The organism is Devosia sp. Root413D1 (genome assembly GCF_001425235.1).
Taxonomy (GTDB): Bacteria; Pseudomonadota; Alphaproteobacteria; order Rhizobiales; family Devosiaceae; genus Devosia_A.
In genome coordinates this window covers 788,424-801,515 of sequence record NZ_LMEA01000011.1, presented here as the reverse complement: position 1 = coordinate 801,515, position 13,092 = coordinate 788,424, and the positions used below count along the sequence as shown (strand labels likewise).

Annotated in this window: 13 protein-coding genes; all 13 read left to right on the top strand. The window is 67.8% G+C overall.

The annotated features are described in order from the left end of the window. Positions 1-81: 81 nt before the first annotated feature. The 13 genes from ASC89_RS21260 (at position 82) to ASC89_RS21200 (ending at position 13,086) form a co-directional block, all read left to right on the top strand. Complete coding sequence (locus ASC89_RS21260) at positions 82-951, top strand: amidohydrolase family protein (protein WP_056001511.1); 870 nt, start codon at positions 82-84, stop codon at positions 949-951. Positions 952-1,457: 506 nt separating this feature from the next. Continuing rightward, positions 1,458-2,135 carry a carboxypeptidase-like regulatory domain-containing protein gene (locus ASC89_RS21255; protein WP_056001508.1) on the top strand — a complete coding sequence of 226 codons (678 nt, stop codon included), beginning with the start codon at positions 1,458-1,460 and terminating at the stop codon, positions 2,133-2,135. Position 2,136: 1 nt separating this feature from the next. Further along, the gene (locus tag ASC89_RS21250) at positions 2,137-3,318 is read left to right on the top strand and encodes a phage tail sheath C-terminal domain-containing protein (protein WP_055881214.1); all 1,182 of its coding nucleotides are present in this window, start codon (positions 2,137-2,139) and stop codon (positions 3,316-3,318) included. 23 nt (positions 3,319-3,341) lie between these two features. Then, positions 3,342-3,812: a phage tail protein gene (locus ASC89_RS21245; RefSeq protein ID WP_055881211.1), complete on the top strand. Its 471-nt coding sequence runs from the start codon at positions 3,342-3,344 to the stop codon at positions 3,810-3,812. 3 nt (positions 3,813-3,815) lie between these two features. Then, positions 3,816-4,808, top strand: coding sequence for a hypothetical protein (locus ASC89_RS21240; protein ID WP_056001505.1), 993 nt, complete (start codon positions 3,816-3,818; stop codon positions 4,806-4,808). After that, positions 4,796-5,596, top strand: coding sequence for a hypothetical protein (locus ASC89_RS21235; RefSeq protein ID WP_056001502.1), 801 nt, complete (start codon positions 4,796-4,798; stop codon positions 5,594-5,596). The genes ASC89_RS21240 and ASC89_RS21235 overlap by 13 nt, the downstream gene beginning before the upstream one ends. Further along, positions 5,593-7,101, top strand: a complete 1,509-nt coding sequence (locus ASC89_RS21230; protein WP_056001500.1) for a phage baseplate assembly protein V — start codon at positions 5,593-5,595, stop codon at positions 7,099-7,101. The genes ASC89_RS21235 and ASC89_RS21230 overlap by 4 nt, the downstream gene beginning before the upstream one ends. 3 nt (positions 7,102-7,104) lie before the next feature. Then, the gene (locus tag ASC89_RS21225; RefSeq protein WP_055881205.1) at positions 7,105-7,446 is read left to right on the top strand and encodes a hypothetical protein; all 342 of its coding nucleotides are present in this window, start codon (positions 7,105-7,107) and stop codon (positions 7,444-7,446) included. Between the two features lie 3 nt (positions 7,447-7,449). Beyond that, positions 7,450-7,890: a GPW/gp25 family protein gene (locus tag ASC89_RS21220; RefSeq protein ID WP_055881203.1), complete on the top strand. Its 441-nt coding sequence runs from the start codon at positions 7,450-7,452 to the stop codon at positions 7,888-7,890. Further along, positions 7,890-10,427 carry a baseplate J/gp47 family protein gene (locus ASC89_RS21215; RefSeq protein WP_056001497.1) on the top strand — a complete coding sequence of 846 codons (2,538 nt, stop codon included), beginning with the start codon at positions 7,890-7,892 and terminating at the stop codon, positions 10,425-10,427. The genes ASC89_RS21220 and ASC89_RS21215 overlap by 1 nt, the downstream gene beginning before the upstream one ends. 9 nt (positions 10,428-10,436) lie before the next feature. Continuing rightward, a complete protein-coding gene (locus ASC89_RS21210) occupies positions 10,437-10,967 on the top strand; it encodes a phage tail protein (RefSeq protein ID WP_055881199.1) in 531 nt (176 codons plus the stop codon). Positions 10,968-10,995: 28 nt separating this feature from the next. Then, positions 10,996-12,063 carry a hypothetical protein gene (locus ASC89_RS21205; RefSeq protein WP_055881197.1) on the top strand — a complete coding sequence of 356 codons (1,068 nt, stop codon included), beginning with the start codon at positions 10,996-10,998 and terminating at the stop codon, positions 12,061-12,063. Positions 12,064-12,117: 54 nt separating this feature from the next. Further along, positions 12,118-13,086 carry an RICIN domain-containing protein gene (locus ASC89_RS21200; RefSeq protein ID WP_055881194.1) on the top strand — a complete coding sequence of 323 codons (969 nt, stop codon included), beginning with the start codon at positions 12,118-12,120 and terminating at the stop codon, positions 13,084-13,086. Positions 13,087-13,092: the final 6 nt, after the last annotated feature.

Here is a 13,092-nt window from a genome sequence, read left to right as displayed (position 1 = left end):
CGGCACGCCCGTCGCACCGCCGATACCGCTCGGTGAGCCGCTGAGCCTCGGCGCCCGCATATTATCTGGAGGATATTCAGCATGACCGCCCGCGCCTATTGCGACTGCCACGTCAACATCTACAACGAAGAGCACATCCTGCCGCTGTACTGGACGCTGCATGGCCGGGTGCGGAAGGGCGAGCTCAGCCACCAATCCGATGCGGATTCGCTCTACACGGCGATGGCCGATGTGGAGAAGGCGATCATCTTCACCCTGCGCTATGCCGATGCCATCGGCGTCGAGGGCAATGACGAGCTGACCGCCGCGGCGGTGAAGAAGTACCCCGACAAGTTCGTCGGCTTCGCCTATGTCGATCCGCGCCGCCCCGACTACATGGACATGCTGCACCACGCCATCGAGGACCTTGGTCTCAAGGGCGTGAAGTTCGGGCCGATCTATAACGGCGTGCACCTTTCCGACCCGCGGCTCGAGCCGGTCTACGAGTATCTGCAGAAGCGCAACATCCCGCTGACCATGCATATGGGCACCACCTATGCCCGCAATGCCCCGGTGGAGCTGGGCCGCGCCATCCATGTCGAGCCGGTGGCGCTGAAGTACCCCGACCTGACCATGATCCTCGCCCATATGGGCCACCCCTGGTACGACGAGGCGATCGTCGTGGCGCGCAAGCAACCCAATGTGTGGCTGGAACAGTCGGCGCTCTTCTACCGGCCCTGGCAGTATTACAACATGCTGGTGCTGGCCGAGGAGTATCGCACCGCCGACAAGATCTTCTTCGGCACCGACTTCCCGTTCGCGGGCGTGGCGGAATCCGCCGACGGGCTGATCAACATCAACAAGCAGGTCGAAGGCACCAGCCTGCCGCGGGTGAGCGAGGAGACGATCCAGTCGATCCTCTGGTCGAACCCGTTCAAGACCTGGTGGAAGGGCGACAACCCGCTGGCGTAAGCGCCGCGGCGCCGTCGCGCCCTCCAAAGCATCCCCCTTCTCTCCTGCAGAATCCGAGGCTCAGCTCAGCTAGGTCCCTGGTTTTCGCCAGAGAGGAGGGCTGTTGCGTTACCGCTCCGCTCCGCGCAGATACCGGGTGGCGCTCGTGATCGCCCCCAGGCTTACTCAGGCCTACCGGCGCAGGAAACGACGTCCTCAGCGCTGATCCGTTGGCCGAGAACGCGCAGGCGCTTGTCCACCTCGTCGCTTCACTTGCCGATCCTGACCAAGCAAAATAGGCCGTCGTCATCCAAATGCTGGACGCCAGCGGCATCAAAACCCACTAGCATCCGTGGAAGCTGCCGTTTCTGGCCAAAATATTCCATTTCATTTGCGTCTGATTTGCACTGCAAAAGAACACTCAAGATCAGTTGTGGGAACGTCAATTCTGTGTTTATGCTAACGGCATCTGCGTAGGGTATCGGCCACAATACCTAATATATTCCTTTGGCGGCAAGGGTTTACGCATGGTGCATTCGGTGGATCACGTGACCGGAGCCCTCGGCGACTGGTTGCTTGCCAGTTTTCCAGATGTGGCTTTGGCTTTGGGCTCTGTCACCTCAGCCAAAGACAAGCCCACAATACGGGTCGCGCTCGCCGATCTTTACGTTGAGCCGTCCGGCAACCGCCTCAGTCCGACGGTCGTACTGCGGCTCGACTATCGCATCATGGTTGAAGCCGACGACCCGCTGGTCCAGCACCGGTACCTCGGCGAAATCGCGTTTGCACTGGCCGAGAATCCGGCACTGGCAATGGCAATGCCAGACGCGGACCCGGTGATCCTGCAGATGGAACGGCGCACCGACGAGCCGCTCGGCCTTGCCGTCTCTACCTCGCTGCTCCGCGCCCGCACTCGAACCCTGGCGCCACCAGTGCTGCATGCGCCTGTGCTGCACGTCGATACGATGGGCACCATCGAGGGTGTGGTGGAGAGCCCCGACGGGCTGGCAATCGCCGGCGCCGTGGTCGAACTGCCGGCGCTGCGGCTGGTGCAGACCACTGGCCTCGACGGCCGCTTCCGCTTCGATGCGCCGGGAGGCGTGACACGCTCGCTGGAGGTGATCGCGCGCAAGCAGCGCTTCAGCAAGACTGTCGTGGCCAAGCCCGGCCAGACCCTGACGCTACAATTGTCCTTGGAGAGCTAGCATGCCGACCTATCTTAGCCCTGGCATTTTTATCGAGGAGATCGAGAGCGGCTCACGACCGATCGAGGCCGTCGGCACGTCGGTGGCGGGCTTCGTCGGCACCGCGCCTGACGCCACTGCCCGCAGCGGCGAAGCCGTGGCGGTCAACAACTGGCAGGAGTTCGTGAAGATCTTCGCCAACGGCGCGTCGACCGGCACCCCGCTCGCCAACGCCGTCCACGGCTTCTTCCTCAACGGCGGGCCGCGTTGCTACATCGTCAACATCGCCGCCGACGCGCCGATCAGCGGCGGCGGCAAGGGGCTCGACCTGCTCGCCGCCATCGACGAGATCGCGCTGATCGCCGCTCCGGGCCGCATCGACACAGTGAGCTACGAAGCGCTGCTAAATGCCGCCGAACAGTTGGGAGATCGTGTCGCCCTGCTCGATGGCCCGCCGCGGGCCGACGACGTCGAACAGCTCACCCGCGCGGCGACCGTCAGTGCCGAAGAGGGGGCTCCGAAGCCGAAGCGCGGCGGCCTGCGCCCGCGCGACTCGCAGCGCGGCTTTGGCGCGCTCTACTTCCCCTGGATCCGCGGGCAGGACGCGATCTCACCGTCCACCATCGTCGACATCCCGCCATCGGGCCATATTGCCGGCATCTGCGGCCGCATCGACGTGCAGCGCGGCGTGCACAAGGCGCCGGCCAACACTCCGATCTTCGGTGCCATCGGGCTGACCCAGGCGATCAGCAAGGCCGAGCAGGAAGTGCTGAACCCGGTTGGCGTCAACTGCATCCGTGCCTTCGGCCGCGAGGGCATTACCGTCTGGGGGGCCCGCACCCTCGCCGCCTCGGCCTCAAACTGGCGCTACCTCAATGTCCGTCGGCTCACCAACATGATCGAGGAATCGATCGAGAACAGCCTGCGCTGGACCGTGTTCGAGCCGAACGACCAGTTCCTGTGGAAGGCCATCCGTCGGGACATCGGCGCCTTCCTGACGCTGCTCTGGCGGCAGGGCGCGCTGATGGGCGCGACGCCGGCGCAGGCCTTCTTCGTCAAGTGCGACGAGGAAACCAATCCGCAAGAAGAGATCGATGCCGGCAAGGTCACCACGCTGATCGGCATCGCGCCGGTCAAGCCGGCCGAGTTCGTCATCTTCCGGATCGGCCAGACCGCTGCCGGTACCGTCGTCGAAACCGCCTGAACGTCCGCGCGAGGAACTGAACCATGCCTTCAGCAGCTGAGAACGCAGCCGGCGGGGCCGCCGTCGGCCAGACCATCGACCCCTATCGCAACTTCAACTTCAAGCTCGAGATCCAGGGCGTGGTGGAGGGCCACTTCACCGCCGTCGCGGGGCTCGGGGCGCGTATCCACCCTATCCGCTACCGCGAAGGCGGCACCAGCCAGGTGGTGCGCGCCATCCCCGGCCCGGTCGAATATGCCGAGGTGACCCTGTCTTACGGCCTCACCCGCTCGCATGACCTGTGGGACTGGTTTACCAAGGGCGTCGAGGGCGCGGTGGAGCGTCGCAATGTCTCGGTGATCATCCTCGATCCCAAGGGCGTCGACGAGGCCCTGCGCTGGAACCTGATCAACGCCTGGCCATCGGAATGGAGCGGCGCGCCGCTCGATGCGCTGGGGCGCGAAATCGCCATCGAGCAGGTGAAGCTCGTCTTCGACAGCATGAACCGGGCGTGAGCCATGAACGGCCCCCTCGGCACGCTTGCCTCCGTCGTGCTGCCCGCGTTCCGCGCGGTGACGGCATGGCTGGAGGCGGCTGCCTTGCGCGAAGCCGCGCCGCTCGGGGAGGCGCGCCGAGCGGAGCTGCGGGAGCAGTATCCGGACGCGCCGGACGCATGGATCGAGCTGCTGGCGACACGGCTCGGCGCGGGGGATGCGTTCGAGCCGGATGGCGGAGCGGCGCCGGGTGTCGAGACAGCGCCATTCGCTGCACCCGCTCCGGGCGACTGGCCGAGCCCCCGATCCGGCGAGGTGCCGGTCGCGCGTCCAGCGCCGGATCGTGCTGCCGTGCCCGCGACGCCAAGGCCGGCTCTGCGGTTCAGCACGCCCGATAGGCAGGCGGCTCGCCCACCCCTCGAGAATGCTGCCACGGCGCCTGCGCCGGAACCACGGGCGAAGGTCGCGTGGCTGGAGCATCGGCGTACGGCGCGTCGTGTCGGCTTCGCGGTGCAACTGGAGCCAACCGCAGCGTCGCCTCGGGCTGTCCTGCCGGCCCGTGACCAGGCGCTGCCGGTGGCGGCGCCTCTGCAGTTTGCCGGCCCGGCCGCGCCGGCCCAGCCGCGCGTCTCCGATATGGCCGCGGAGCCGCCAGTCGAGGCGCGGATTGCGGTGTCCTGGCTCGAGGCTGCAGCGGAGCCGCCACCCGCGCCGGACTTTTCGCCCCCACGCGCCGCACCTGATCGCGTGGCTCCGGCCTGGACGACCGGTGCGGGTGTGGAGGAGCAGCGGCGTGCAGCCTTCGCCCTGGCCCCAACGCCTGTCGGACGCTCCGCCGGAGCGTTCCCCCACGCGCGGCGCGAGGCGCCGCCCCGCCAGCCGTCCCCGGCGAGCCTCGCCGGTCAATGGCCGGACCTGCCCGCTCCGCGGCCCGTGTCCGCTGCCCGCGACACCGATGCGGGTGACCGCCTCCGCCGCCTCATCGACGACCAGGTGGAGCGAGCATGGAACGGATAGCTTTCCTGGTCGAACGCACCGGTGAGCAGCTCTTCTGCTTGCTCAACCCCGAGAACGTCGTGGTGCGCCGCTCTGCTGGCGTCGTCGCGCATGGCGCGACCACCGGCATCATCACCGGCATGACGATGACCGACGACCCCCTGATCGCCACCGGCGGCGGCAGCACCGAGATCGACCTCGACCTGCTGTTCGACACCGAGATCGACAACGAGTTGCGGCCACGCCTGCCCGCGGCGATCGAGCAGCAGGAGGGCGAGCCGTCCCTGGTGGCGCCGGCGGAACAATCCGACGTCCGCGACATGACGCGGCCGATCTGGAACCTCGCCGAGAACGGCGAGACGACGGACGGCTTCGGCGCGCCGCCGCTGGTCCGGATGATCTGGGGCAGGGCCTGGAATATCCCTGGCGTGGTGATGGCGGTCTCGGAGAAGTTCGAGCGCTTCGCCGCCGATGGCCGCCCGCAGCGCTCCTGGCTGCGGTTGCGGCTGAAGCGGGTGGATTATGACGATGCCGGTGCGTCGCCGGCCCGCCTGCCCGCCACCTCGCAGTTCGAGCTGCCCCCGGTCGACGGCCTCAGCGGCACCGAGGACCGGGCCGTCCGGGTGACGCTCAGCCCGGACGAGAACGGCCTGCCGACGCCGCGTGTCGATGAGATCGTGGCCGACTATTACGGCGACACGTCGCTGGTACATGCCGTCCTCAGCTACAACAACATCGCCGATCCACTCGATATCGCCGAGGGGACGATCCTCGTGCTTCCCGACCCGGCGAGCCTGGTCGAGCCATGAGCAAGCCATTCAACCAGACGGCGCTCGCCCTGGAGCTGGACGGCGCGCCTGCCGATCCCCGACTGGCGCGGCTCGTCAGCGAAGTGCTGGTGCGCCAGGAACTCGCCGCGCCGGCCCTGGCGGAGGTCAGTTTCACGCTGATCGAACCGCGCGAACTCGACGGCCTCGCCATCGGCCGCGGCCTCGCGTTGCGCGTCGGCAGCGATCGCGTGCCGCTGTTCGAGGGTGAAATCAGCGCCCTGACCTATGATTACGGCTCGGCCGGCGTGCCCTTGCTGCGGGTGCGGGCCTACGACAAGCTGCAGCGGCTGCGCCGGAATTTCCGGCCCCGGGCGATCGAGTCGCAGTCGGCCGCCGACCTCGCCGCGGCGCTCGCCGGTGAAATCGGCGTCGGTTCGGACTGCCAGGGCCGACCAGAGCCGCGCGACACGCTGATCCAGCACGAGCAGAGCGACTTCGACCTGCTGACCGACCTCGCCGAAGACTCCGGACTCTACCCTGTGCTGCGGGACGGCACCCTGGTGCTGACCGGGCTCGACGGCTTCGGCGACCCGGTCGGGCTGCGCTTCGGCGGCGAACTCCTGAGCTTCGAGGCAAGCCTCTCCAACGATCGCAACGTGCGCGGGACGGTGGGGGCAGGGTGGAATCCGTCGAGCGCCGCCGCCTTTGTCGAAACCGTCACGACGAGCCGGCAGGACGCACTCGAAGCCCGGGACGTCGCGGCGAACGAGGGCACCGGCGGGTACCGGCAGCGACTGAACCGCCTCGGGGAGCGGGCTGCCGACATCGCCGGGGTCGCCGCCGCCGATCTCGACCGCGGGGTCGCCCGCTCGACCGCCGCAAAGGGCGAGGCGACGGGCGATCCACGCCTCGCGCCCGGCCGGCCGGTGACGGTTTCGGGGGTCGCCGACGGCGTCGCCGGCCGCCATGTGATCACCAGCGCCCTGCACCGCATCGATGCGGCGCGGGGCTATGTCACCGGCTTTTCCACCGAGCCGCCGACGCGCAACAGTCGCCCCCGCGCGCCGCTGGTAACGCTCGGCCTCGTCACCGACACGGTGGACCCCGAAACAATGGGGCGCTGCCGGGTCAACCTGCCGGCGCTCGGCGATACGCTGGCGCCGTGGCTCGCCGTGCTGATCCCGGGCGCCGGCGCCGGCAAAGGCGCCGCGGTGTTCCCGGAAATCGGCGACCAGGTGCTGGTGCTCTGTCCCGATGGCGATCCGGCCCGCGGCATCGTGCTCGGCGGGCTGTACGGCGACAAGGACCTGCCGCGCGGCTTTTCCAATCAGCGGCCCCGGCCCTTCGTGCTGCGCACCAGCGGCGGCCAGCGGCTCGAGCTCTCCTCGGTGAACGCCTTGGCGCGGCTCGCGACCATCTCGGGCAGCATGCTGGAATTCGCTCCTGACAATGCCCGTCTTGCCGCGGCCAGCGACCTCGTGATCGAGGCGCCGGGCAAGACGATTACCTTTCGCGCCAATCTCATCAACTTCGAGCGGGGCTGAGCGATGTTGATCCTCACCAAGAAAGCCGTCCTCAAATGCATGCATGGCGGCGTCGTCAAAAACGTCAATAGCCAGGACTGGGTACGCATCGCCGAGGACCCCTTGCTCGTCGACGACGACCCGCACGGCCGGTCGATCAGTGCCTGCCCGATGGTGACCATCACCACGCCGCCCTGCACCGCCACCGTCGCCGTGGACGATGCCTCCTACTCCACCTTCATCCGCATCGGCGGCAAACGCGTCTGCCTCGATACCACTGCCGGCCGTACGAACTGGAGCCAGCTCGGCATCACCCCGTTCTCGGTGAGCTCGGTGGCCCAGAAATTCGTGGCGAGCGGAGCCTGAGCCATGACGGTGATCGGCTGGCAGTTTCGACGACTGGGCGCCGGCTACGAGCCGGGTACGATCGTGCCCGCCGGGCCGCATACCTCGCCCTCGGGCGGCATCGCCATGCTGAGCGGCGACGACGCCATCCGGCAGGCCATTGTCATGCTGCTGGCGACCCGGCCCGGCGAACGGGTGATGCGCCCCACCTATGGCTGCCCGCTCGACCGGCTGGTGTTTGCCGCCAACGACGCCACGACCGCCGGGCTGGCGATCCACTACGTGTCGCAGGCCATTACCCGCTTCGAGCCGCGGATCGACATCGTGCGGCTGAGGGCAGGGCGCGCGGCCGGCAGTGGCGCCGGAGAAAGCGTGCTCGAAATCAGGCTCGACTATCGCGTCCGCGAGAGCCAGCGCCGCGACAGCCTCGCCGTCACCCTCGACCTTGCCCCGGGGGTGAACTGATGGCCTTCCCGACCCCGAAACTCGACGAACGCACGTTCGATGACCTGATGCGCGAAGCCCGCGAGATTGTCCGCAACCGCTCACCGGAATGGACCGATACCTCGCCCAGCGACCCCGGCATGGTGCTGGTGGAGCTGTTTGCCTTCCTCACCGACAACATGCTTTACCGGCTCAACCGGGTGCCCGAGAAGGTGCATGTGGCGCTGCTGAACCTGATCGGCGTGACCATGCTGGCGCCCGCCGCCGCGCAGGTCCGGCTGACATTCAGCCGCACTGCCCCGGTCGCGGACAAGCCGATCGCCATAGCTGCCGGAACGCGGGTGTCCGATGTGGCGAGCGCGGTAACTTTCGTCACGCTTGCCGACCTCGAGATCGCGGCCGGCGCCCCATCGAACGAGGTCGATGCGATCCATGCCGACCTGGTGGATGGCGAACTCGTCGGTACGGGCAACGGCGAGCCGGCGCAGAGCGTCCGGCTGCGGCGCGCCCCGCTGATCCGGCATATCCCCGAGCTCGCGACGCTCACCGTCGGGATCGAGGAAGAACCGGAGGGGCTCGATCCCGGGCTGGCGGTGCGCCAGTTCGGCGGCAGGCCCTTCGTCGTGTGGAAGGAGGTTTCGAGCTTCCAGGGGCTGGCTGATGGCGACCGCGCCTACACCCTCGACCGGGCTACCGGCACGATCAGCTTTTCACCGCTCGGCGGGTCCGGCTCGGCGACCTTCAGCCGGATACCGCCCAAGGACGCCGAAATCCGCGCCTGGTATCGCATCGGTGGCGGCAAGGTCGGCAATGTCTTGCCGAACACCCTTGTCGTCATGCGCGACCCGATCCCCGGCGTGTCCGTCAGCAATGGCGGCCGCGCCAGCGGCGGCGAGGACGGCGAGACGCTGGAACGCGCCATGCTGCGCGCCCGCGAAGCGGTGCAGGCCCTCTCGAGTGCCGTCACGGCACGCGACTTCGAGCGCATCGCGCTGCTCGCCGGCGGAGTGGCGCGCGCCCGCGCTTATGCCCAGCGCGAACACTGGGTGTTCGGCGAACCGGGCGTGGTGGAGATCCGCGTGGTGCCGACGCTGCTGCCGGGTGAACCGCCGACGCTGGAGAATGTCCGCGGCCACCAGACCGAGCTGCTGCGCGACCGCGTCGATGCGCTGATCGCCGACTACCGGCCAATCGGCGTACGCACCAAGGTGCTGTGGGCCCATTGCCGGCCGGTGTCGATCGCCTCGCGTGTCGTCGTCTCGCCGGTCGAGGATCCGGAAGCGGTGCGCAACCGCATCCTGCGCCGGCTCGACGACCTGATCTCGCCCAACGGGCAGTGGCCGTTCGGCAAGACGTTGCGCGCCTCGGACGTCTACGAAGCGATCCTCGCCGAGCCAGGCGTGCGGTTTGCCGAGCAGCTATCGTTCACCATCGACGAGGGCCCGCAGTCCGAGGTGGTCGACCTGCACCGCGACCCCAACCAGCCGCGCACCTTCTACGCCGCAGCCGTCAAGCGCCTCTACCGCACCATGGACAGCGCCGAGAGCTGGACGACGATCATCGACCAGCCCGACTCGGAAGTAACAACGGTGAGAACCGATCCCGAGCAGCCGGGCGTGGTGATGGCGCTGCTGTCGGTCAAGGACGTCGAGACCGTGACGGTGCAGCTGTCGAATGACGGCGGCGAGACCTGGAACGTGGTCGAGACGGTGCAGGGCGAAAAGCTCTACGACATCGCGAGCCTCAAGAACGGGCCGCGCGCGCAGCTGTTCTACGCCAGTCGCAAGGGGCTGCGCGTCATCAGTCTGGGCGACGCCTCCAGTTCGATCCTCATCGACCAGCTCGAGGCAGGCGCCAGCGACGCGGCGTTGAACGAGATCGGCGTCTATGCCGTGGCGGTTGCCCGCTTCGCATCGGGCGTCCCGTGCGTTGCAGTGGCCCGTCGCGAAAAGCGCGGCGTGCTGATCTCGCGCGATGGCGGCAAGGCCGGCAGTTTCCAGCCGATCCCGGGCGCCGAGGGGCGCGACGTGCGCCGCCTGATGTTCCAGCGTGAAGGCGACCGTCTGTTCCTCTGGGCCGCCGTTGCCGCCGAACGGGGCGAGAACGGCGAAGGCGTCATCCGCGTCGAAGCACGCGGCGATGGCATCGATCCCGAGGGATGGAAGGTGGTGGGCACCGGCTGGAACGGCGGCAGCTGCACCGGCCTGGCGTTCGCGCCCGGCCTCGTTGCCGCTTCGTCCAACCGCACCGGCATCGCCCTGCTCGAAACCGACAAGGCGAATGCGGCGTGGACCACTTCGCAGCTCGGCTGCGGCCTGCCGATCGAAGAGGACCGCAAAACCCTTGTGCCGCTCACTGGCGTGGCGCTCGGCCTGTCGGCGCCGCTGGTGCTTGCCGGCGCCGCGGGCGGCGTCTTTGCGAGCCGCGACCGCGGACAGCGCTATGTCGCTGCCGGCCAGATCGAGTTCACGGAGCGCGCGCCGCTGCCGCCCAATTCGCTCTACTGCTCGGGCACGCACGACATCACCGTGGTGCGCGAGAACGAGATGGAGGGCTGAGGCTTGGATATGCGGCTGATCCCGAGGCTGTTGCCCGAAGTGATGCAGGCCGGGATCACGCCCGGCAGCGTGCTCGAAACGCTCGTCGGCATCATGCAGTCTTACCTCGCGCCGGACGAGGCGATCCTCGCCGACCTCGACCGCTGGTTCGATCCGCGCCGCACACCCGAAGGCTTCCTGATGCTGCTCGCCGGCTGGGTCGGCCTCGAACGTACGCTGGTGGGCGACCTCGACAGCGCCTCCTCGCGCGCTGCCCCGATCGACCCGGGTGCGCTGCGCGAACTGATCCTGCGCGCCGCGGTTTTCGCGCGTGACCGCGGCACCGCCCGCACCCTCAAAGCGATGCTGAAGATCATGACCGGCGCCGAGGCCATCGACATCGTCGAGAACCCTCCCGGCGACGACGGCCTGCCGCGGCCCTTCCACATGCGGGTCGAGCTGCCCGACGCCGCGCGGCGGCACGACGCACTGGTGCGGCGTACCGTCGAGAACTGGAAACCCGCCTACGTCACCTCCGAGATTTTCTTCCGCCCGGCCTGAGCCGGTCCGCACCAGAAGGGAGTTCGCCATGATCGGTTTTCAACCCGGACGCACGATCTCCTGGGCCATGGGGGTGTCGATCGGCTTGCTGGCGTTCTTCGTGTTCCTCGCCGGCGTCTCGATCCTGCACGACAACGACACGGTGTACCCGCGCGACGACAACGGGCTGTACGCCTACCATGACGACCAGTGCGAGCGGCCGGTCGACCAGGGCTGGATGGTCGAGGTGCAGAACACCATATCGAACGCCGGCTACGTGGTGGTGGGCGTGCTGATCCTGATGCGGGCCGGCTCGTGGGCGGGGCTGCTGTTCGGCCTCAACCTGGTGATCCTCGGCGCCATGAGCGCGCTCTACCACGCGACGCTGGGACGCGAGGTGCCGCAAACCGTCGACGTCGCCTGGGTCTACGCCGCGCTGTTCTCGCTCCAGGTCTACATCGCCTCGGTGCATCTGCAGGCCCGCGAACCGTGGCGCCTGTCGGGAGCATGGCCCGCCATCATCGGACTGGCACTGATGGGCGTGGGAGTCCTCGCCTTCCTGCTGTTCCAGTTCAGCGGGGTCGGGGCCTTCTTCGCGTTCACCGCTCTCGTCTTCGCGTTCACCGCGCTGTGCTTCCTCATCCGCAAGGTGATGGCCGAGGTCGAATGGCTGGGCTGGGTGTTTGTCGCCGTCACCGCTGTCGGTATCGGGGTGCTGGGGGTCCTGATCAAGACGGAGACCGGATGGAGTTCGACCACCCTGTTCGTGATCATTGTCGGCCTGCTGATCGTCCAGCTGCTGGTGCTCTTTGCCGGGGAGAAGACGCCGAAGGGGCTTGGCGGGCAACTGGCCTGGATCGGCGGGTTGCTCTTCGTCGGGGCAGTCTTCCGGCTCTTCGACGGCTACGAGGACAATGCTCCCGGCCCGGCCATCGATGCGACGCGCAAGCTGCTGTGCAACCCCGACCTGGTGGTGCAACCGCACGCGCTCTGGCACCTCATCGGTGCCGCCGCTCTGCTCCTGGCCTACGACCTGGTGACCCAGTTCCAGGCGACCGGCCAGACGTCGGTCGACAAGCCACTTATCTTTCCTGATGCGGCAGACCCGAAATCATGATGCTCTGCTGCCCAGTCGATCGAGATCTATCCGTGTAACAAACGAGGTGTCCGATTGCCTACTTTCGAGTTCGCCGACTGCCCGACCACCCTGACGTTGGCCACTGCTCCCGATACCCAGGAGCAGACCGGGAGCGTCCGCTGTACGCTGCGCAACACTTCGGCGCGCCGGCAGAGCGTCCGCATCCGCATCGAGCCGCTGGGAAACGCGCAATCGAAGTGGTTCGGGTTCGCCGGCGCCCCCACCACTTCGCCGCTCGAGCTCGAGCAGGAAATCGACGCGGGCGGCACGTTCACCGTGACGGCCGGCGTCAAGGTGCCGCCCGGTGCGCCTGTCGGGCCCCAGAGCTTCCGCCTGCGCGCCATCGCGGAATCGGCGCCCGACACCGATTTCGCCGAAGGCCCGGCCATCAGCTTCGAGGTCGCCGCCTCGAAGGGGCCGGACAAGCCGGCTTCGGCCTTCCCGTGGTGGGCAGTGGCCGTCGCCGCGGCCATGGTGCTCGTCGTGGGTGCCGGGCTGTTTTTCATGCTCCAGCCCAAGTCCGATCCCGATCCGCAGCGCGACCCAGCGACGGGCGGACTCAATGGCAAAGTCATGCTGCTCACCAACCTGCAGACGCAGAAGTGCCTCACCATCAAGGATGGCAGCGCCGAGAACAACATCTTCGCCGTCCAGATGAGCTGTGCCGACGAACCGCTGAAGCGTTGGCTGTTCACGGAGGTGCAGCCCACCCACTTCCAGATCAAGAACGTCCAGACCGGCAAGTGCCTGACCATCTCCGGCGGCGAAAGCAACGCGAACAACCTGGAGTGGCTGCAGTACAACTGCGACGACCACAGATCGCGTACCTGGACCACCAGCGGCCCGAGCGCCGACGGAACCTACCAACTGATCAACGTGCATACCAACAAGTGCCTGACCATCGCCGGCGGCCGCAGCACCGACGACGGTGTTGTGGCGGTGCAGTACGACTGCGACACCGACCCGTCGCGCCGCTGGAAACTGGTTCCGGCACAAACCTGACTATCG